Annotated in this window: 17 protein-coding genes; 5 read left to right on the top strand and 12 right to left on the bottom strand. The window is 69.4% G+C overall.

The genetic code is table 11. The features are described from left to right. Positions 1–11: 11 nt before the first annotated feature. The 5 genes from purM to DFR72_RS17825 form a co-directional block, all read right to left on the bottom strand. Positions 12–1,073, bottom strand: coding sequence for a phosphoribosylformylglycinamidine cyclo-ligase (gene purM, locus DFR72_RS17845; RefSeq protein ID WP_090066112.1), 1,062 nt, complete (start codon positions 1,071–1,073; stop codon positions 12–14). A gap of 29 nt (positions 1,074–1,102) precedes the next feature. Continuing rightward, a complete protein-coding gene (gene purF / locus DFR72_RS17840; protein WP_090066113.1) occupies positions 1,103–2,608 on the bottom strand; it encodes an amidophosphoribosyltransferase in 1,506 nt (501 codons plus the stop codon). 97 nt (positions 2,609–2,705) lie between these two features. Further along, on the bottom strand, positions 2,706–3,068 hold the full coding sequence (locus DFR72_RS17835) for a hypothetical protein (protein WP_090066114.1): 363 nt from the start codon (positions 3,066–3,068) through the stop codon (positions 2,706–2,708). Next, positions 3,068–3,385 carry a hypothetical protein gene (locus tag DFR72_RS17830; protein WP_090066115.1) on the bottom strand — a complete coding sequence of 106 codons (318 nt, stop codon included), beginning with the start codon at positions 3,383–3,385 and terminating at the stop codon, positions 3,068–3,070. The genes DFR72_RS17835 and DFR72_RS17830 overlap by 1 nt, the downstream gene beginning before the upstream one ends. After that, positions 3,385–4,131 (bottom strand): maleylpyruvate isomerase N-terminal domain-containing protein, encoded by a 747-nt coding sequence (locus DFR72_RS17825; RefSeq protein ID WP_245983104.1) that lies wholly within the window; start codon positions 4,129–4,131, stop codon positions 3,385–3,387. Before DFR72_RS17825 ends, DFR72_RS17830 begins: the two co-directional genes overlap by 1 nt. Before the next feature lie 94 nt (positions 4,132–4,225). Here DFR72_RS17825 and DFR72_RS17820 point away from each other — a divergent pair, with 94 nt between their 5' ends. Together DFR72_RS17820 and DFR72_RS17815 are read left to right on the top strand one after the other, a co-directional pair. Beyond that, positions 4,226–4,549, top strand: coding sequence for a type VII secretion target (locus DFR72_RS17820; protein WP_090066336.1), 324 nt, complete (start codon positions 4,226–4,228; stop codon positions 4,547–4,549). After that, entirely contained in the window at positions 4,546–6,516 is a 1,971-nt protein-coding gene (locus DFR72_RS17815; protein WP_090066116.1) for an alpha/beta hydrolase, read from the top strand. Before DFR72_RS17820 ends, DFR72_RS17815 begins: the two co-directional genes overlap by 4 nt. Here the strand turns inward: DFR72_RS17815 and DFR72_RS17810 are convergent. Next, positions 6,513–6,860 carry a sterol carrier family protein gene (locus tag DFR72_RS17810; protein ID WP_425459899.1) on the bottom strand — a complete coding sequence of 116 codons (348 nt, stop codon included), beginning with the start codon at positions 6,858–6,860 and terminating at the stop codon, positions 6,513–6,515. The two genes, DFR72_RS17815 and DFR72_RS17810, sit on opposite strands and share 4 nt — an antisense overlap. A 90-nt stretch (positions 6,861–6,950) precedes the next feature. Between DFR72_RS17810 and DFR72_RS17805 the strand changes: the two genes are divergently transcribed. Beyond that, positions 6,951–8,483: a type VII secretion protein EccC gene (locus DFR72_RS17805; protein ID WP_090066117.1), complete on the top strand. Its 1,533-nt coding sequence runs from the start codon at positions 6,951–6,953 to the stop codon at positions 8,481–8,483. Then, entirely contained in the window at positions 8,480–10,180 is a 1,701-nt protein-coding gene (locus DFR72_RS17800) for a hypothetical protein (protein WP_090066118.1), read from the top strand. The genes DFR72_RS17805 and DFR72_RS17800 overlap by 4 nt, the downstream gene beginning before the upstream one ends. Here DFR72_RS17800 and DFR72_RS17795 read toward each other — a convergent pair. The 5 genes from DFR72_RS17795 to DFR72_RS17775 all read right to left on the bottom strand — a co-directional run bounded on the left by DFR72_RS17795 (position 10,175) and on the right by DFR72_RS17775 (position 15,083). Beyond that, positions 10,175–11,755, bottom strand: coding sequence for a glycosyl hydrolase family 28-related protein (locus DFR72_RS17795; RefSeq protein ID WP_211335454.1), 1,581 nt, complete (start codon positions 11,753–11,755; stop codon positions 10,175–10,177). The two genes, DFR72_RS17800 and DFR72_RS17795, sit on opposite strands and share 6 nt — an antisense overlap. 119 nt (positions 11,756–11,874) lie before the next feature. Continuing rightward, entirely contained in the window at positions 11,875–12,681 is an 807-nt protein-coding gene (locus DFR72_RS17790) for an ESX secretion-associated protein EspG (RefSeq protein WP_090066120.1), read from the bottom strand. Then, complete coding sequence (locus DFR72_RS17785; RefSeq protein ID WP_114773708.1) at positions 12,678–13,973, bottom strand: PPE domain-containing protein; 1,296 nt, start codon at positions 13,971–13,973, stop codon at positions 12,678–12,680. Before DFR72_RS17785 ends, DFR72_RS17790 begins: the two co-directional genes overlap by 4 nt. 15 nt (positions 13,974–13,988) lie before the next feature. Further along, positions 13,989–14,363, bottom strand: coding sequence for a hypothetical protein (locus DFR72_RS17780; protein WP_090066124.1), 375 nt, complete (start codon positions 14,361–14,363; stop codon positions 13,989–13,991). Between the two features lie 123 nt (positions 14,364–14,486). Continuing rightward, a complete protein-coding gene (locus DFR72_RS17775; protein WP_090066125.1) occupies positions 14,487–15,083 on the bottom strand; it encodes a DUF3558 domain-containing protein in 597 nt (198 codons plus the stop codon). A 151-nt stretch (positions 15,084–15,234) separates the two neighbouring features. Between DFR72_RS17775 and DFR72_RS17770 the strand changes: the two genes are divergently transcribed. Then, a complete protein-coding gene (locus DFR72_RS17770) occupies positions 15,235–17,874 on the top strand; it encodes a glycoside hydrolase family 2 protein (protein ID WP_090066126.1) in 2,640 nt (879 codons plus the stop codon). On the opposite strand, the gene DFR72_RS17765 is transcribed toward DFR72_RS17770, so the two are convergent. Continuing rightward, positions 17,871–19,667 carry a glycoside hydrolase family 15 protein gene (locus DFR72_RS17765; RefSeq protein WP_090066127.1) on the bottom strand — a complete coding sequence of 599 codons (1,797 nt, stop codon included), beginning with the start codon at positions 19,665–19,667 and terminating at the stop codon, positions 17,871–17,873. The genes DFR72_RS17770 and DFR72_RS17765 overlap by 4 nt on opposite strands. Positions 19,668–19,680: the final 13 nt, after the last annotated feature.

The following is a 19,680-nucleotide window of genomic DNA, read 5'->3' as shown; positions in this document are numbered from 1 at the left end:
AGGAGGTTGCCTCAGAAACGGGGGTGATCGCCAACCAGTGCGGCGCCGCCCTCTTCGGACTTGGTGATCTCGCCGAGCACCCACGCCGGCACGTGGCGGGCGGTGAGCACGGCCAGCGCGCGGTCGACGTCCTCGGGTGCGACGACGGCGACCATGCCGACGCCCATGTTGAACGCCTTCTCCATCTCCTCGCGCTCCACGCGGCCACGCTGGGCGATGAGCTGGAACACCGGCGCGGGCGTCCAGGTGCCGCGGTCGAGCGTCGCGTGCAGGCCCTCCGGCAGCACGCGGGCCAGGTTCGCGGCCAGGCCACCACCGGTGACGTGGGAGAACCCGCGGACCTCGGTCTCGGCGATCAGCGCCAGGCAGTCCTTGGCGTAGATCTTGGTCGGCTCCAGCATCTCCTCGCCGAGGGTGCGGCCGAACTCCTCGACGTGGCCCTCCAGCGGCATCCGCGCGATCTCCAGCAGCACGTGCCTGGCGAGCGAGTAGCCGTTGGAGTGCAGGCCGGACGAGCCCATCGCGATCACGACGTCGCCGTCGCGGACGCGGTCGGGGCCGAGCAGCTTGGAGTGCTCGACCACGCCGACGCCGGTGCCGGAGATGTCGTAGTCGTCGTCGCCCATCAGGCCGGGGTGCTCCGCGGTCTCGCCGCCGAGCAGCGCGCAACCGGCCTGGACACAGCCTTCGGCGATGCCCTTGACCAGCGACGCGATCCTGTCCGGGACGACCTTGCCGACCGCGATGTAGTCCTGCACGAACAACGGCTCGGCGCCGCACACGACCAGGTCGTCCACGATCATGGCGACCAGGTCGATGCCGACGGTGTCGTGCTTGTCGAGCGCCTGCGCGATCGCGATCTTGGTGCCGACGCCGTCCGTGGAGGACGCGAGGATCGGCTCCTTCCAGCGGTCGAGCTTCAGCTGGAACAGGCCGGCGAAGCCACCGATGCCACCGAGCACCTCGGGCCGGTGCGCCTTGGCCGCCCACGGCTTGAGCTTCTCCACCGCCTCGTCACCTGCGGCGATACTGACTCCGGCGGCGGCGTAGGTGGCCTTGGCGCTGTCGGTCACGTCAACTTCTTCCACTTGGATCTGGGAGCTCAGGGACGACGCAAGGCGTCTTCGGCACCATAGCCGCTCGCCAGAACGGGAGCGGCTGAGCCCGACACGCCCTTGAGCCCCTCGAGCAGGTGCTTGCCGATGAGCGCGTCCTGCGGCAGTTCGATCGGGTACTCGCCGTCGAAGCAGGCCGAGCACAGCCGCGACTTGGGCTGTTCGGTGGCCGCGACGAGCTGCTCCAGCGACACGTACCCGAGCGAGTCGGCGCCGACCGAGCGGCGGATGCCGTCGTCGTCCAGGCCGTTCGCGATGAGCTCCGCCCGCGAGGCGAAGTCGATGCCGTAGAAGCACGGCCACTTGACGGGCGGCGACGCGATCCGCACGTGCACTTCGAGCGCACCGGCCTCGCGCAGCATGCGCACGAGCGCGCGCTGGGTGTTGCCGCGCACGATCGAGTCGTCCACGACCACCAGGCGCTTGCCCCGGATGACGTCGCGCAGCGGGTTCAGCTTCAGCCGGATGCCGAGCTGGCGGATCGTCTGCGACGGCTGGATGAACGTCCGGCCGACGTAGGCGTTCTTGACCAGACCAGACCCGTACGGGATGCCGCTGGCCTGCGCGTAGCCGATGGCGGCGGGCGTGCCGGACTCCGGCACCGGGATCACCAGGTCGGCCTCGACCGGGTGTTCCTTGGCCAGGCGGCGGCCGATCTCGACGCGCGTCGCGTGGACGCCGCGCCCGGAGATCGTCGTGTCCGGCCGGGCCAGGTAGACGTACTCGAAGATGCAGCCCTTGGGCTCGGGGGTCGCGAAGCGGGTGGACCGCAGCCCGTCGCCGTCGATCGCGATCAGCTCACCGGGCTCGACCTCGCGCACGAAGCTCGCGCCGACGATGTCGAGCGCCGCGGTCTCGCTCGCCACGACCCAGCCGCGTTCCAACCGGCCGAGCACCAGCGGGCGCACGCCGTGCGGGTCACGCGCCGCGTACAGGGTGGACTCGTCGGAGAACGTCAGGCAGTACGCGCCCTTGACCGTCGGCAGCAGCTCCAGCGCGGCCTGCTCGATGCCCTTGTCGGCCGCCGCGTGGGCGAGCAGGCCGCAGAGGATGTCCGAGTCGGTGGTGGCGCCGTTGCGCTCGACGATGCCGAGGCTCTTGGCCTTCTCCAGCAGCTCGGCGGTGTTCACGAGGTTGCCGTTGTGGCCGAGGCTCAGCCCCGAACCGGCGGCGGTGGTGCGGAACGTGGGCTGCGCGTTCTCCCAGGTCGTGGACCCGGTGGTGGAGTATCGGCAGTGCCCGACGGCCACGTGGCCCTTGAGGCTCTGCAGGACCTGCTCGTCGAACACCTGGCTGACGAGCCCGAGGTCCTTGAAGACGACGACCTGCGCCCCGTCTCCGACCGAGATGCCCGCGGCCTCCTGGCCGCGGTGCTGCAGGGCGTAGAGCCCGTAGTAGGTCATCTTGGAGACGTCTTCACCCGGAGCCCAGACGCCGAAGACGCCGCACTCCTCACGGGGTTCCTGTTCGGACTGGGAATGGTCGTCGACCACCGAATTGGCTCCCTAACGATGGGGCTGGCTTCACCCCGAGTGTAAGTGGAGCAGGGGGCCAACTACCCCCTCCAGACCCCTGGTGAGGTGATGAAACTCATGCCATCCGGCACTTCGAGAGCTGCAGCGGGATGCCGTTGAGGTACTCGAAGCCCTCGGACTGTTCCTGGCCCACGCAGATGATCTCGTCGCCCACCGCCACCTCGTCGCGCACCTTCGACTCGTCGGCGAAGTCGTCCGGCTCCACGAAGGCACCTTCGAACGACCTCGGCTGGGGTGCGCCGGCGGGCAGGTCACCTACGACGTCGAGGTAGACGCGGGTGGCGCAGATGACGTCGCTGTAGCCGTCGTAGCAGGTGTTGATGCTGGTGACCTCGAAGCGGATCTCGCCTTCCCAGCGGCCGAGCCCGCAGCCGGCCAGCACCAGACAGGCCGCGAGCGCCGAAATGATCTTGCGCATCAAGCCTTTTTGCAGTTCTTGAGGTGCGTCACGACGTTGGAGTTGCCGAACGCGTTGCCCTTCTCCTGCTCGACTGAGCAGAGGACCTCATCGCCAACCTCAGCACCTTTGATCAGGTTCGTCTGCATGAGCTGGCTCTTCAACTTCCCAGGTTCCAGCGAGCCCTTGGGCGCGTCGCCCACCAACTCGAGATCGAAGTACTCGGTCGGGGTTTTGTTGTTCACCGAGAGGATCTTGTATCGAAGGTCCTGTTGCCAGTTCGCCGCACATCCGGTGAGCAGCAGGCAGCCGAGCAACACCGCGGCGAGCTTGCCCATCAGTGCCCCCGTCCGACCTGGAGGACGTCCAGCACGCGCCGGTCGCCGGTCATCTCCTTGAAGTTCATGCGGTTCCAGAGCCAGAAGTAGACGACCTCGGCCTCGCCGGTCACCTGTGCATCGCCCTCTTCACCAGGGGCCGCGGCACGGAGTTCGGGCACCTCACCCGCTGTCAGGGAGATCAGCCACGACTCCGGCACGTCCGTGGGACGCACCAGCGCGGTGCCGGTCACGGTGCTCGGCACGTCGCCGTCGAGATTGGCCGCGACGATCGTGCTCAGCACCTCGTCGATGCCGTCGGCGCAGAGGTCGGCGTCCGTGGCGACGACCTGGCGGACGACCGTCTGCGCGTCGAACCGGCGCAGCACCGTCTCGTGCGCGATCCGGCGGTGCCACACCCAGGCCAGGTCGGGCGCCGCGGGCGAGAACGTCCACACCGGGCGATTTCCCGGCGCGGCCGTCAGGATCTCCGCGGCCGCGGTCAGCTGCAGGTCGAGGTACTGCAGCGGTGACAGCCCGGCAGGCGGCGGCGTCGGCCGCATCGCGGTGCGGCTGCCGGTGCGCAGGTACTCGGTGGAGGTTTCCAGGAAGCGCGCGAGGTGGATCACCAGGTCCTGGACGGTCCAGCCGGGCCGGGTCGGCACCTCGGCCGCCGGGTCCGCGTCCACCACTGCCCTGCGGAACAACTCGGCCTGCTCGATGAACACAGCGGTCCACCGTTGGGCCGTCCACCCTGTCTGCACCATGAACGACATCGTGCCCGAAACGGTCCATCGACGAGAGTGGAACCGGCCATCATGTATCTGCGTCGCATTGATCGGTGACCAACAGGGGGTGGCGATGTTCGGCGTTGAGCCAGAGCTGCTGCGCAACGCGTCCAAGGAGTTCGGCAACGGCTCCGACGCGGTGCGCGAGGCGGCGGAGATGATCTCGATGCTCAGGCTCGACGCGGGTGCGTTCGGCGAGGTCGACGCCGCCGCGGAGTTCGCGGACGCGCTGTCGAAGTTCGTCGGCACGCACTCCCAGGACCTGCGGCGCGGGTCCTCCTGGTACACCGACGCGGCAGAGGGTCTCGTGTCGAACGCCGAGTCCTACCAGCGCACGGACGAGGACCACGCGTCCGCGCTGAAGAAGCTCATCGCGGGATTGGGGGGCGGTCAGTGAGCTACACGGATCCCGAGAGCCTGTACGGCAGGCTCGCGTCCGGTGATGTCGGCCGGATCGCCGCGGCCGCGGACCCGATCACAGGTGCGATCAGCGCGGTCGGCCGGGCGGGCGAGTTCGTCACGAACGGTGGCAAGACCGCCGTCAGCGACTGGACCGGTGACGCCGCGACGAAGTTCACCGCGCGCGCCCAGTTGTCCGCCACCGCCGCCAAGGCCGCTGCCGAACGGCTCGGCGCGGGCGTCGACATCGTCCAGGCCGCTTCGCGTGCCTATGGCCAGATGCGTGGCGCCGCAGACCAGGCGATCGGCGTGTGGCGCGGCCGTCCTCCCGGCATGGACGCCGAGCAGACCCGCCAGCTCGCCAACCAGGTCAACGAGCACCTGGACAAGGTGAAATCGGGCTACAACAACGTCTTGCGCTCCTATGCGAGTGCGCTCACGAAGATCCCGCCGGGCTTCGAGGAGTCCGCGCGCACCGACGGCGGCTGGAGCCGTGCCGCCCAGGGTGGAGGAGCGGGCGGCGCGCTGCCGCCGGTGCCGCCGCCGGGTTCCGATCCGAAGGCCGTCGCCGACTGGTGGAAGTCGCTCAGCAAGGAACAGCAGGACGCGCTCAAGAACACCAAGTACCAGGAGCTCGGCCAGCTCCGCGGACTGCCCGCCGACGTGCTGGACGCCGCGAACCGCAAGCGGATCCCTGAGGATGTGGCCAGGTACAACGCGGAGAAGGACCAGCTCAAGCAGCAGCTCGCCGACCGTGCTCGCGAACTCGGTGTCGATCCGAACTCCTCAGAGGGCCAGCGCGCTCTGCGCAACGATGCCCAGGGCTCGCAGCTGATGTCGCAGTACGACGAAGCGGCACGACGCGCGAAGAACTCGGAGGATGCGAACGGCTCGCTACGGGAGGCCGACAACCTGGCCATGGAGAGCGGCAAGCAGGCGTACGTCCTCGCGTGGAGCCCTGACGGCGCCGGTGCCAAGGAGGGCGCGATCGCCGTCGCGTTCGGCAACCCGGACACCGCCAAGAACGTCGCGGTCTGCGTGCCCGGCACCACTTCCACGCTCAGCAGCTTCGGCCTCGACCAGGCCTCGGCTCTCAGCGAGAAGATGGGTCCGGACGGCGCCGCGATCCAGTGGCTCGGCTACGACGCGCCGGAGTTCCTGCCAGGCCAGGTGAACGATCCGCAGCAGGCGATCGAGGGCGGTCAGATCCTGGCGAAGGACGTCGAGGGCTACCGCACCACCAACCCGAACGCCCACGTCACGGTGATCGGCCACAGCTACGGCAGCACGGTCGTCGGCTACTCCGCCATGGACAACGGCCTGAAGGCGGACGACATCGTGTTCGTCGGCTCGCCGGGTGTCGGCGCGTCCAACGTCGACCAGTTGTCAGCGGGGAGCGGGCACGTCTACGTCGGTGGCACGGAACACGACCCGGTCATCCAGGCGACGAGTGGTGACTGGTTCACCAAGGACGGGTCGTCGACCGGTCCGTACGACTCCTCGTTCGGCGCGAAGACGTTCGGCACCTCCGGCGAGTCGTGGATCGGACACGCCCACTCGTCCTACTACGACAAGGACTCCGAGTCGCTCGGCAACCTGGCCAGGATCGCCAACGGCGACGGCGGCAGCGTCACCGAGCAGCGCTGGCAGGACGCTCCGACGCCGCGTGAGGTGCCCGGTTCGGACATCCCCGGTGTCGGGCCGGTCATCGACTGGGGCGTCAACACCGGCAAGGAGGTCGTCGACATGGGCGAGGACGTCTGGCGCGGTGGAGGTCAGGTCGTGGACGACATCTCGAACGGCCGCTGGGGTGACGCGGCCGGGCACGCGGTGGACACCGTCGGCGAGGTCGCGAGCGACGCCGGTGACGTCGTGGTCGACACGATCGGCAACGCGGTGGAGCTCGGGCGCGACGTCGTCGACGGCGTCGGCGGCGCGGTGAAGACGATCGGGTCGTGGTTCTAGAACTTCACGACCGGCAGCAGGGGTGAGAGGTCGGCCCGGGTACCGGAGGCGTTGACCCGGGCACCGTCCAGCGCGTCGGTCCAGGCGAGCGCGCCGGTGGCCAGCTCGAGCCACGTGCGGGCGTCCGTCTCCACCACGTTCGGGGGTGTGCCGCGGGTGTGCCGCGGCCCTTCGACGCACTGCACGGCCGCGAACGGGGGAACGCGCACCTCGACGCTGCGGCCGGGCGCGATCTGTTCGAGGGTGCGCAGGCTCAGCCGGACGGCGGCGGCGAGTGCGGATCGTTCTGGCTGGTCAGCTTCGCCTCGCAGCCACGGGAGCACGGCCTGCACGGCGGCTCGCATCTCGGCTGGGTCGACGGCTTTGGCTGGCACGTCGCCCACATTAGCGAAGGGGCAGTGGCGCTCCCCGGGCTGTTGGTATACCTCTGGGCTGTGATCAGGAACTTCGCCGTCGTCGGTCCCGGGCAGTCGACCAGGGAACGGCTGACGGCGGCGCTGGCGGCGGCACCGAACATCTCGACCTACCGGATCGGGCGGGGCGCGGACCCGTTGCCCGTCTCGGCCACCTTCGACCCCTCCGACCAGCCTGGCTGCCGGACCCTGCTGGACTGGTTCGAGCGCGGTGCGCCGTCCGGCGCGGTGCTGCTGGTGGACGACTGGGCGCTGTGCGCCGGGTACGACCCGGAACTGGTCGGCTCCGTCGAGTGGATCGCCGCCTTCGGGCCCGGCCGGGGTGTGCAGGTCGTCGTCACGGCGCGGAACTGGGCGGACGTGCCCGGCCGGCTGCGGCGGCACCTGCACGGTGAGGCCGCGGACTTCCTCGGCCTGCACGAGATCGAGCCCGACCTGAGCAACAAGTACCAGCGCGACGACCTGAAGGCCGCGGTCGGTTCCAGCGCACGTGGGTGGCCCGTCTACCTCGACGTCAACAGCCCCGTCAGCGTCTGCGCGGGTCCGGCCGCGGAACGCGAGCAGAAGCTCCTGAGCGCGTTGCTGGGCCTCATGATCACGCACTCGTCGAAGGATCTGAACTTCGGTCTGTTCGACATGAAGAACGTCGGTGTGTTCGACGGCCTGGACGCGGCGCCGCACGTGGCGTTCGCGCTCACCGGCGAAGCCGACGACGAGACGCTCGAGCGGTTCTGCGTCGGCCTTGCCGGCGAACTCGACCGCCGGCAGCGGCTCGCACGGTCAGGCGATCCGTTTCCGGCCCTGATGGTCTGCGCCGACAGCGCCGAGGTGCTCGTCGATCGGGTCCCTGGTTACGAGCGCGTCCTGGACGCTCTCGCCCGTGCCGACCGTGAACTCGGCGTCTACCTGCTCTACTCCGGCGACGTGGTCTCCCTGCCGTCCGAGGTCCCCGCCTGGCCGGCCGCGACGCCGCCGTACGACCTGGAGGAGTGGGCGGAACTGCTGCCGGACATGCTGATCGGCTCCGCTCCGCCCGCCCACGTCCTCGCGCTGCCGCCACAGCGCCAGAGCCACGCTGACGTCACGCTGAAGATGGTGCCGCCGCAGCGCCAGAGCCAGCCGGACCTCACGCTGAAGATGCTGCCGCCCGGTGCCATCGGCCTGGTGGACGATCCGTTCGCACAACGGCGTGACGTGCTGGTGCCGGCGTTCACCGAGGAACTCCGCCACGGCGCCATCGTCGGCAGACCGGGCACCGGCAAGAGCACCACGCTGCGCACCCTCGCCGGCGTGCTCGGTGATCCGGGTCGCTACCAGCTCCTCGACGGCCCCGGCGAGCCGCTCGACCCGCAACGCCACATCGTGGTGACCGCCCGCACGTGGGACCAGGTGCCGCCGTTCATCAGGAACAGCCTGGCGTTCGCCGTCGAGTTCCGCCTGGACGACCCGGCCACCTCGCTCGTCGACCCCGCTCAGGCCGCCCGCGTGCCGGACCGGCCCGGCTTCGGCCTCTCCCTGCCCCACCGCCTCCCCGCCCAGATCGCGCTCCCGTGAACCACCTCGCCCTCATCGGGCCGCCCGACCTCGTCACGCGCCGAACCGCCGCGCTGCAAGGGCTCTACCGCATCGGGCGGGGTGAGGCGGCTGGGGCCGCGGTGAGCTTCGAGCCTTCCGACGAGCGGCGGCGGCAGAACCTGCTGGCGTGGTTCGAGCGCGGGGCCGAGCCCGGCGCGACGCTGCTGGTCGACGACTGGAAGTACTGCAGTGACACCGATCCGGGGCTCGCCGACTCCGTCCGGTGGATCGCGGCGGCGGCGTGGAACGTGCGGGTGATCATCACCGCGCGGGCCGTGGACGAGCTGCCGGAGCGGTTGCCGTTGCGGGTCGAGGTGCTGGACTTCCTCTCGCTGCACGGGTTGGCGCGGTTCACCAAGGCGCTCGCGTGGAAGGGGCGGTGGTGGAAGGTCCCGGTCGGGGTCAGCGGCGGCGGCAGGCCGGTGGTCGCGGAGCTCACGCACTTCGCCGACGGGAAGTGGCGGACGGGATCGCACCTGAGCGTCACCGCGCCGGACGCGTTCCGCAGTCTGGTGCTGGGGTTGATGACCACGCACTCGCCCAAGTTGTTCCAGGCGGTCCTCATTGACGCGCACGACACGGACGTGTTCGCCGGGCTCGACCAGGCTCCGCACGTGCTGGCACGTCATCGTGACGCGGCAAGCGATCCCGCGCGGATCGCGGGGGAACTGCTGGCCGAGTCGGAACGCCGGCTCGAGGTCGTCGGCAACACCTGGACGGTCTTCGACCACCGCGGCTTCGACCAGGTGTTGCCGCAGCTCCTCGTCTGCGTCAGCGGTTTCGCCGCGCTCGAGGGGACCGAGCTCGGCGCGGCGCTGCTGGCCATCGCGCAGGACGTCGGGAAGTCCGGTGTGCAGCTGTTGCTCGACAGCCCGCACGAGGTGGCGGACGTGCGGATCGACGACTGCGAGGTGCCCGCGAACCTCGACGAGGTGGCGAAGTCGTTGCCGGGGTTGATGCTCCGGGACGAGCCGGTGCCGGACTTCTTCACCCTGCACGAGATGCCGAACAAGCACGTGTGGCGGCCGCGGCCGGTCAAGCTGCAGTACCGGGTCGCCGTCGGGGTGGACGAGTACGGGCAGCGGGTAGAGATCGACCTGAAGTCGCAGCACCTGCAGGACGGGATGGGGCCGCACGGTGACGTGGTCGCGCCGGAGGAACGGCGCGCGGAAGGCATCCGTGCGCTGGTCCTCGGCCAGATGCTGCGGCACTCACCGGACGAGCTCCAAGTCGTCCTCATCGACTTCCACGGCAACGGCGTCTTCGCAGGCCTGGACGGCGCACCGCACGTGCGGCACGGCATCGTCGACCTGCTGGAAGACCACGAACAACGCACCAGAACGCTGGCGGAGAGTCGTCAGCGGAACATCTGGGACTACCGCGCGTCGGGACTCGCGTTGCCCGAGCTGCTGGTCTGCGTCGACGGCGTGCACGGGCTCTTGGAGGAACGGCCGGAGTTCAGGGAGGTCCTGCAGACCTTGGCGACGGCAGGACGCACCTACGGCCAGCACCTGCTGCTGTCCGACACGACGCCGAGCGAGCACTCGTCGTACCGGCTGGAGCTCACCGAACTGGGCTGGACGCGGCGCATCGGGAGGTCGGTGGAGAAGCTCGTGCTCCCCACCGACCTCAACGACGTCGTGTGGTCGTTGCCGATCGAGATGGCTAGCTCATGAGCGGCGCAACTTCCGTTGTGCGTCATAGAGGTTGCGCGGGGTCACGTCGGTCGTGCCGTAGAGCTCCAGGCGGGAGTTCAGCTCGCCGGTGAAGTCCGGCCTGTCGATCTGGCCGAAGTCGCGGACCTCGGAGATCGCCACCGTGGCGCTGCAGGGTGCGACCTGGTCGATGCGGACGTTGCCGGCGCGCTGGTTGGTGACGGTGACGTTCCAGTGCGCGAAACGGGCGCCGTACAACGGGCCCGCGTTCGCGCTGCCGCCGTGCGCGCCGACGTTGTTGATGGTGATCTCGGTGCGGACGTTGGCGAACGGCAGGCCGCGGTGGGTGTCGAAGACGTCGTGGTCCATGCGGCCGCGGGTCCAGACGTTGCCGCACGACAGGCCTTCGACGTTCAGGCCGTGGTTGCCCGCGCCCGCCTGCGAGGGTTCGGACGGCGCCTCGATCACGAAACCGTCGGTCAGGTTGTCGTGGGACTGCTCGCGCACCGCGTACGCGTGGTGGTGGCCCCGGCCGGACACACGCGTGTTCAGCAGCGAAATTCCCTTGGAGGACACCAGGAGGAAGCCGTTGTCGACGTCCTGGACGTGCACGTCGTCGGCCCAGCAGTCCCACGCGCACTGGAACGCGACACCGTTGTACCCCTTGTCCAGCAGGTGTTTCGGGGTCGGCACCTTGAACATCTCGATCTTGATGCCCTCGACGCCCGCACCCGTGACGACCGGCGCCATCGTGGTCAGGCGGGCCTTCCACTCCGGACGGATCTCCAGCGGCAACGGCTGCGCGAGCTTCACCCTGTTGCCGCGCACCCACTCCACCCGCACCGGCCACAGGAACGGGAAGTACGACAGGAGCTTGTCCTTGTCGTCCCACCTGTACGTGGCGGTACCGGGAACGTCGCCGCACATGTGCCTGGGCAGCGAGTAGTTCGAGTCGTCGAGGCGCAGCAGCACGCGCTGGCCCGCCCGCAGCGAACGTCCGTTCTCGACGTTCACGACGAACGAACCCCTTGCGGCCGCACCGGTCACGGCCGTCAGCGTCGAGCCCTGCTCCAGCTCGTTGCCCGTCCAGCCCTCGAACGGCCACTTGCGCGCCTTGATCGCGTCCACCAGCGGCTGGTAGCGGTCGCGGTGGCAGACCCACACCAGACCGCCGGACCAGCTCCACGCCGAGTTCTCCGAGCCGTAACGGCTGCGGTTGATGCCGACGATCTCCTCCAGCGACCGGGGTGCGTAGAAGGTCGTCTTCGCGCTGCCCGCGCCGCGCAGCACCACGTTGTCGTAGCCGATGCGGATGATGTCGTCGATGCGGTAGCGGCCCGGCGGCACGTACACGGTGCCGCCGCCCAGCCTGCCGACGAACTCGACGGCCCTGTTGATGGCGGCGGAGGCGTCGGCCGAGCCGTCACGCCGGGCGCCGAAGAAGAGGACGTTCGCGAGCACCGGACGGCGGGCGGGCTTCTCGCCCGTGCGGTAGCCGGCGTAGGCGATGTTGGGGATCTGCGGGTGGTTGTACGGGTTGGCAACGAACTCTTGCCACAGCGAGGCGGAGGACTGCGCGGTGGCAGTCCCCGTCATCGCTGGCGTCCCGACCAGTGCAGCCCCTGTAGCCAGCAGGAACAGCCTTCTGTCGATGCTCATTTCGCCGTCTCCAAGGGGTCTTGGCCACGGCGGCGGTGGTCAGATCAAACCAGAGATCAGACGCCCGCGGAACGGGCCGCCTCGGAGATCAGCTCGTCGACCTGGTGCATCATCCGGCGCGCGTCGGTCGGCGTGAACGTGCTCCACGGCGGCTGGCCGTTCGACGCACGGCGTTGCTGCAGGTAGCGACCCTCTTCGGTGTCGAAGAACGCCACCACGCGCTCGGGGCGCCAGCGCTTGCCGTACTTGTCACGGGCGGCGGCGCCGAAGTTCCCGGTGTGCACGAGCCCGGTGAACATCTTCACCAGCGCCTTCGCGTCGTCCTCGCGCAGTCCGATGCCGCGGAACTCGGCCTCCATCGACTTCGGCGAACCGTCGGTCCGCGCGATCGCCTTCTCGATGTCCTCGCTGGGCAGCGTCACCGAGAGACCCGTGCCGGCGGGGTGTGCGGGCAGCACCGACAGCACCGCCGAGGCGAGCCCGGAGCCCGCCCACGGCTGGAACGTCAGCTGGTCGTCCCGCAACGTCGCCAGCGCGCCCCAGTCGCCGTTCGCGACGGCGAGGACGCGCAGGCTGTGCCCGAGCCAGAGGCGGCCGTCCGCCTCCCGCTCGGGCTTCACGAACATGCGCAGGAGCCCGTCCAGTTCGGACGAGAGCGCGCGTGAGTTGCCCAGGCGCCGGTGGTCCAACTGCTGGTAGACGCGGTTCTCGAGCTGCGTGCGCTCGTCGCGCGTCTTACCTGGCGTGGGAACTTTCAGAATGAGCGGCATGGGGCCGACGTTCATGCGTTCCCACAGCACGTCGAACTCCTCGGCGGAGAGAGTGATCGGTTCTCTCTCCGCCGGAGCGCCGAACAGACTCACTCCGACAGGCCACCGATGACCGGTGGCGCGACCATGCGCTCGTCGCCGAACACGTCGTCGGTCTCGACCAGGTAGTCGGCCGCCTTGTGCTCGATGTCCTCTTCGCCTTCGCTCCGCTGGCCGTGCGCGCCGCCACCGGCACCGGCCGCTCCGGCCGCACCGGCCTTGCCCGCGCCGGCTCCAGCGCCCGCGGCACCGCCGCGCATAGCGTCGGGACCGGAGCCCATGCCGGACATGCCACCGGGCATCCCGCCGGGCTTCATCGCGCCGGCCTGCTGGCCGGACGAGCCGAGCGAACCGGACATCGACCCGAACGCCTTGCCTGCTCCAGGTCCGGACCCGAGCTGACCAGCCCGAGTACCGCCGGAACCACCAGGGCCGCCTGCACCCTTGGTGCCGCCGGGGCCACCGGGACCGCCCGTGCCGGGCCGGGTGAACACCGGACCGCCGGGGAGCGGCGTCGGCGTGGGGGTCGGCGTCGGCTGCGGCAGGCTGGTGGGAGGCGGGGTGTAGGTGGGAGGCGGCGTCGTCGTCGGAGGCTGCGTCCACGACGTGTGCGTGGTGTCGGTGGGCGGCGGCGTCCAGCCGGTAGAGACCTGCTGCGACGAGGTCTGCGTCGGCGTGCCGGTCCACGACGGCGTGGTCGTGTTGTGGCCGGTCGGCAGGCCGGCGTCGGACGGCGTGAAGCCGACGCGCGTGTTGCCGGTGCCCGTGTCGCCGGGAGGCGGCGTGTCGATCACGACCTGCGGCGGCGTCGGGAACTCACCGAGCGTCGAGGAGTTCCAGCGGCTGTCCGACTGGTAGTCCTCCATGACCTTGACGGCCTGGGCGGCGGCGTTGTCCGCCGCGGCTTCCTGCCGCTCGTGGTCCTGCTGCTGGCCGATGACGTGCGCCATGCCGAGCGGACCGGTCAGCGCGCCACCGGCGTAGTCGAGGAAGCCGGGCTTCTCGGTCGTGACGGGGACGACCTCGGGCATCTTCTTGCGCGCCTCGGCGATGTACTCGCCCTGCAGGCGCGCGGAGCTCTCCATGGTCGTCGCGCCGGTCTCGGCGAACCCGGCCCACTGGGCCAGCGGCGACAGCGCGCCCTGCGCGGAGTCGGCGGCGTCGGACTCCCAGCCCGCACCCATCTTGGTCAGACCGGTGTGCAGGTCGGCGTCGATCTGGGCGAGCGTCGCGGCGATCTGCTTCCAGCCCTGTTCGACCGGGATGGAGGCGGCGACGCCGGGACCGGAGTTGATCATCTTGTACAGCTCGGGGTGTGCGTACCCCTGGTAGCGGTGGTCAGTCATCGGTCAGTCCCCCTCTCAGCCCTGGTCCCGAAGGCGCGTGCCCCACATGGCGGCGTTGTCGCCCTCGGTCATGCGGTACTGCTCTTCGATCATCCTGAGCTGGTCGATGACGCCGATGAGCTGCTTCTTGTACGCGGCGAGTGCGGCCAGGGCCTTGTCCGACGTCTGGTCGTTGAACGCCTTCGACGTCTCGCTGCTGACCGGGTCGGCGGCCCAGGGCCGGGTGGGCAGGTCGTTGACGGCCTGCGTGATCTTGCTTTCGAACTCGGCCAGGGCCTGCTCGAAGGCCTTCCTCGCCTGGGGAATGGCGGACGGCTCCACCTTCAGCTTGCGCTGCCCGAACTCCGGGGGCGACGAGACGCCTCCACCTCCACCATCCGCGAGAAACACGGCACACCCTCCTCAGTACGGCCCTCAGGGAACGGGCCATGTGTGCATTTGGGACGACTTTAGCTCTGATGCATTACGCGAGTGACCGGTTCCAGGTACAAGGCGAGTAGTTCTACTCGACCCTCACTTGGTCGCCAGCGCGGTGCCGACAGCCCCGGCGAGCGCCTTGGCCTGGGCGCAGGCCGCCTCCGGGGTGTTGCCCTTCTCCCCGAAGACCCCACCCGCGTCCACCAGCAACAACTGGCCGTCGTGGGCGTCGACGTAGATCTCGCAGACCGGGGCACCTCCGGGCGCCTCCCGCTGCGCCAGGTACGCGGGATACCCGGCGACCTGGAGCGGGGTGAGCTTCGACTCACCCGTCGTCTGCTTCAACCTGTCCACGCCGCCGTTGAGAAGCGTGTGAATGCTCGAGACGAACTTGACCGAGGCATAAGTCTGATTGCACCGCTTGCTCCCCTCCCCGTAATCGGGGAGCGGGTTACCCGGTTCGACCTTGCTCAAACCCAGAGCCACCCTCTGTTCGGCGGAGATCAGCGAGCACGGCTCGACGGTCTTCAGATCGACGGCCTTGGGCCTGTTCACCGGGGTCGCGGTACCGGTCGGAGTTCCGGTCGTCGGAGCGGAGCCCGTCTCATCACTCGCGGAGGGCTTGCCCGGCTCGGTCGTTGAGCACCCGGCCAGGACCGCTGCCAGCAAGAACGGGATGGCGAGTCGACGCATGGCGGCCAACGTATCGGATCACCGGGCACGCAGGGTGGCGTACGGCGTGGTCCGCGTCACCCGTTGAGCGCATTGCCGGACACCCCAAGCAAAAGGAAACCTTCTTTACGATACCCCGAAGCGCCGCCGCCCCGATGCGTCGAGGAGCGACATGCTGCGCAACCGACCACTACCGGCCCTGGTCGTGGCGGCGGTGGGTCTGGCTTTGCTCGTGCCAGGCACCTCAGCCAACGCGGGCCCCGTGCCCGGCACGGGAACGGCGCTCACCGTGGCCGCCGCCCCCGGACAGACCTCCACGATCCCCGACTGGCGCATGCAGACCAGCACCACCGCCACGCAGGCCGGCAGCGTGATCTCCGGGACCGGCTACTCGGACGCCGGGTGGCTGACGGTGCCCGCGCGGTCGACGGTGATGGCCGGCCTGATCGCGAACGGCAGGTACGGGGACGTCAACTACTCGGAGAACCTGAAGAAGGCCGACCCCGGCGACTTCAAGGTGCCGTGGTGGTACCGCAAGGTCTTCCAGGCCGACCCGCAGCCGGGCGTGAACACGTTCCTCAAGCTCAACGGCGGCGTGATCTCCCGCGGTGAGGTGTGGCTGAACGGCACGAAGGTCGCCGGCACGGACACCGTCATCGGCGCCTACCCGACGTTCGAGTTCAACGTCACCAGCCTGCTGCGCAAGGGCGACAACGCGCTCGCCATCAAGGCGTCGCCGTCCGATCCCGCCAAGGACCTGGTGATCCACTTCATCGACTGGGCGCAGCTCCCGCCCGACCGCAACCAGGGTCTGTTCCGCGACGTCGACATCGCGCAGAGCGGTGCGGTCTCGGTGCGCGGTCTGCACGTCCTGTCCGACCTGCCGTTGCCGAACCTGAACACCGCCACGGTCACGGTGAAGGCCGACGCGCGCAACAACACCGGCAGCCCGGTCACCACGACCGTCTCCGGCAGCGCGGCGGGCCAGACCTACAGCCAGAACGTCAGCCTGGCCGCGAACGAGACCAAGACCGTCACGTTCACGCTCAACGTCACCGATCCGCAGATCTGGTGGCCGTACCAGATGGGCGCGCAGCCGCTGTACGACGCGACGGCCACGGCGACCGTGAGCGGCGCCAAGTCGGACGAGCAGAGGACGACGTTCGGCATCCGCGAGGTCACCTCGAAGATGATCAGCGGCAACCTGCAGTACCAGATCAACGGCAAGCCGATCCTGATCCGCGGTGGCGGCTGGGCGTCGGACCTCTTCCTGCGCACGAACGTGCAGAAGATCGCCGACGAGATGCTGCTGACGAAGTCCATGGGCCTCAACACGATCCGTCTCGAGGGCAAGCCCGAGAACGACGAGGTCTACGACATGGCCGACCGCATGGGCATCCTGCTGATGACCGGCTGGGAGTGCTGCTCGAAGTGGCAGAACACCGGCGGGTTCACCGCGGAGGACAAGAGGGTCGCCGGTGCGTCCGCCGAGGGCGAGGCCAAGCGGATCCGCAACCACCCCAGCGTGTTCACGTTCCTGATCGGCTCGGACGAGGCCCCGGTGGCCGACGTCGAGAAGATCTACCTGGACGCCCTGAAGCGCGCCGACTGGCAGACGCCGATCGTCACCGCGGCCGCGCGCCGCAGCTCCCCGCAGCTCGGTGACTCGGGCATGAAGATGGACGGCCCGTACTGGTGGGAGCCGCCGGTCTACTGGTACAACAACCAGAAGGGCGGCAGCGCGGGCTTCGCGTCCGAGATCGGCCCCGGCCTCGCCATCCCGGAGATGGACGAGCTGAAGAAGTTCATGGGCCAGGCCGAGATCAACAAGCTGACGGACTACAACGCGACGCAGTACCACCTGTCGCCATCGGCCAACTTCAGCAAGATCGGTTTCTGGGGCACGGCGCTCGACAACCGCTACGGCAAGCCGTCCACCGTCGACGACTTCGTCAAGAAGGCGCAGCTGCAGCAGTACGAGACGAACCGCGCGCAGTTCGAGGCGTTCGGCCGCGACTTCTCCGACACCGGCGCGAACCAGGCGCAGGGCCTCATCTACTGGATGCAGAACGACCCGTGGCCCAAGCTCTTCTGGCACCTCTACAACTACAACCTCGCGACCGCGGGGTCGTACTTCGGCGCCAAGACGGCCAACAAGGCGTTGCACGCGCAGTACTCCTACGACGACAAGTCGCTCGCCGTGGTCAACATGGGCCTGGAGGCCAAGCAGGGCCTGAGCCTGCAGGCGACGGTCTTCAACTCCGACGGCACGCAGAAGGCGAACGAGACGCGCCCGGTTCCGGCCAAGGCCAACGGTTCCGTGCGGGTCGGCACGCTGCCGCAGCCGTCCGGCCTGACGCCCGCGTACTTCGTGCGGCTGCTGCTGAAGGACTCCACGGGCAGGGAGGTCGACCGCAACGTCTACTGGCTGTCCACCAAGGCGGACACGCTGAACTACAACGCCGGCGACTGGTGGTACACGCCGCAGGCCCAGTACACGGACCTGAAGTCGTTGAGTTCGTTGCGGGCCGGTCAGGTGTCGGTGACCTCCACGACCACGCCGGGCACGGGCGGCAGGCAGTCCACGAGCGTGACCGTGAAGAACACCGGTACTTCGGTGGCGTTCTTCATGCGGGCGTCGCTGCGCAAGGGTCAGGGCGGCGCCGAAGTGCTGCCGGTCGACTGGAGCGACAACTACATCACGCTGTTCCCCGGTGAGAGCCAGACGATCCGGGCCGAGTACCGGACGTCCGACCTGGGTGGCGCCCAGCCGGTCGTCCAGCTCTCCGGGCACAACGTGAGCAAGCGCTAGGCGCCGTAGCGGTTCGCGACGACGGCGGGTCGTTCCACGGGACGGCCCGCGTCGAGCGACCACGCCAGCCGCACGTACTGCGCGTGCGTCCAGGCGAGTGGGGTGGCCGAGCCGGTTCCCCGGCCATCCCACACCTGTTCGGGCAGCATGAGCCCGCTGTTGGCCGTCGCGGCGATCTCGCGCAGACGCTTGGCGGCAGTGGCCTTGTCGCCGGCGAGCAGTTCGTACTCACCGCGTTCGCCGCTGAGCAACGGCCAAAGCCTGCCGTAGGTGCGCGTCGGCGTCGGCCAGTTGATGCCCCACGGCCTGCCGTCCGCGGTCTCGCCGTAGCCGTCCTGCGTGAACCGGTGCCAGTAGCCCTGTTCCTTCAACTGCTGGTCGACCACTCGCACGGTGTTGCGGATGGTGGGGTCGTCCGCGCGCTTCACGCCGAGCCGGACGAGTTCGAGGAAGCTCGGGTCGACGACGGCGCGCTGGTCGATGTCCGTGGGGTTGTTGTCGCCGAGGTTGTACTTCGTGCCCTGGTCCGGCTGCCCGTCCTTGGTCAGTCGCAGGTAGTAGGGCTTCGGCGAGTACGGCCCGGTCTTCGTCGCGGTCCAGCCCTCCACCTTGCGCTGCCACTCGTCGGCGGCCTTCAGGTACCGGTCGGCGTTCTCCCCGTTGCGCTGCAGCAGGTCCGCGAAGCACACCAGGCCGGCGACGACCGAGGCGATGGTGGCGGGCGAGTAGCCGTCCTGGTTCTCCCACCGCTCCTGCTCGCTGAACGGCGAGTTCGGGTAGTTCAGCAGGTAGTCCGCCGAGCGGCGCAGTGCGTCCATTGTGGACTTGTCGCCGCGGCTCAGGTGCCAGGCGAGCAGGAGCGGTGCCGCGGTCTGGTCGAGCTGGACCTTGGTCCACACCGGGGTGCCGTCCACCCGTGTGTTCTGCGGCAGGTGGCCGTCCGGCTCCTGCTGTTCGCGCAGCATGAAGTCCAGCGAACGTTCGGCGAACCCGCGGTCGCCGGCGGCGATCATGGCCGTGGACACGTGGTAGAGGTCGCGCGGCCAGACCAGCGCGTACGGACCGAGTTCCGGTGCCAGTTCCCGGTCGAACCCGAAGGCCCACGGGAAGCTCGGCGACGCGATCGACGCGCCGGGGTGGGTCTTGTCCTCGGTCGCCGCCAGCACCATCACCGACATGTCGTAGAGCCGCCGGTCCGCGGACTTCGGGCGCAACAGCGCGTCGAGGTAGGTGTGCCAGCCGCGCGCGTACTCCTTCGCGCTGGCGCGGAATCCCCGGTCCAGCGCGGCCTGGGCGACACCGTCTCCGAAGCCGACCGCGAACGTGCCGTGGGCGCGGCGCACCGGCTCGGTGGGCAGGGTGGTCCTGACCTCACTGGCGCCCTTCATCGGTACGTGCTCGACCGAGAGCCGGACCGGGCGCTGGGCCGTGACCGTCACGTCCGCGAGGACGGCCGCACGCTGCGGGTCCGTGACGTAGGTGATCTCGGCACGCCAGCCGTCACCGCGCAGGTGCTGCCGGAAGGTCAGCGACCTGTCGTCGGCGGGCTCGGTGTGCGCCTGACCGGGCTTTCCGTCGACCAGCAGCCGCGTCTCGCGAGTCGCGGGAGTGCTGAGGTCGGGGAAGAAGATCTCGGACAGCCCCTGGTGGCCGAGGGTGAACCACACCGGGCTGGCAGCGGATCTGGCCGTGCCGAACGCCTGTTTGTCCGCGGGCAGGGGGACCACTTCGGCCGCACGGGCGACCGGGGCTGACATGACCAGCAGGAGGACGACCAGGGCCAATGACTTCATGCCCTGGGGTGTT

The organism is Lentzea flaviverrucosa (genome assembly GCF_003350445.1).
Lineage (GTDB): Bacteria > Actinomycetota > Actinomycetes > Mycobacteriales > Pseudonocardiaceae > Lentzea > Lentzea californiensis.
The sequence above is the reverse complement of the archived record's forward strand: the minus strand, read 5'-3'. Positions and strand labels throughout refer to the sequence as shown.

What these genes read in the sequence shown, in the direction of transcription:
- DFR72_RS17835 (WP_090066114.1), bottom strand. Translation starts at nt 3,068, where the DNA reads ATGCGCAAGATCATTTCGGCGCTCGCGGCCTGTCTGGTGCTGGCCGGC.
- DFR72_RS17830 (WP_090066115.1), bottom strand. Translation starts at nt 3,385, where the DNA reads ATGGGCAAGCTCGCCGCGGTGTTGCTCGGCTGCCTGCTGCTCACCGGA.
- DFR72_RS17825 (WP_245983104.1), bottom strand. Translation starts at nt 4,131, where the DNA reads ATGGTGCAGACAGGGTGGACGGCCCAACGGTGGACCGCTGTGTTCATC.
- DFR72_RS17820 (WP_090066336.1), top strand. Translation starts at nt 4,226, where the DNA reads ATGTTCGGCGTTGAGCCAGAGCTGCTGCGCAACGCGTCCAAGGAGTTC.
- DFR72_RS17810 (WP_425459899.1), bottom strand. Translation starts at nt 6,860, where the DNA reads ATGCGAGCCGCCGTGCAGGCCGTGCTCCCGTGGCTGCGAGGCGAAGCT.
- DFR72_RS17795 (WP_211335454.1), bottom strand. Translation starts at nt 11,755, where the DNA reads ATGACGGGGACTGCCACCGCGCAGTCCTCCGCCTCGCTGTGGCAAGAG.
- DFR72_RS17785 (WP_114773708.1), bottom strand. Translation starts at nt 13,973, where the DNA reads ATGACTGACCACCGCTACCAGGGGTACGCACACCCCGAGCTGTACAAG.
- DFR72_RS17775 (WP_090066125.1), bottom strand. Translation starts at nt 15,083, where the DNA reads ATGCGTCGACTCGCCATCCCGTTCTTGCTGGCAGCGGTCCTGGCCGGG.
- DFR72_RS17770 (WP_090066126.1), top strand. Translation starts at nt 15,235, where the DNA reads ATGCTGCGCAACCGACCACTACCGGCCCTGGTCGTGGCGGCGGTGGGT.
- DFR72_RS17765 (WP_090066127.1), bottom strand. Translation starts at nt 19,667, where the DNA reads ATGAAGTCATTGGCCCTGGTCGTCCTCCTGCTGGTCATGTCAGCCCCG.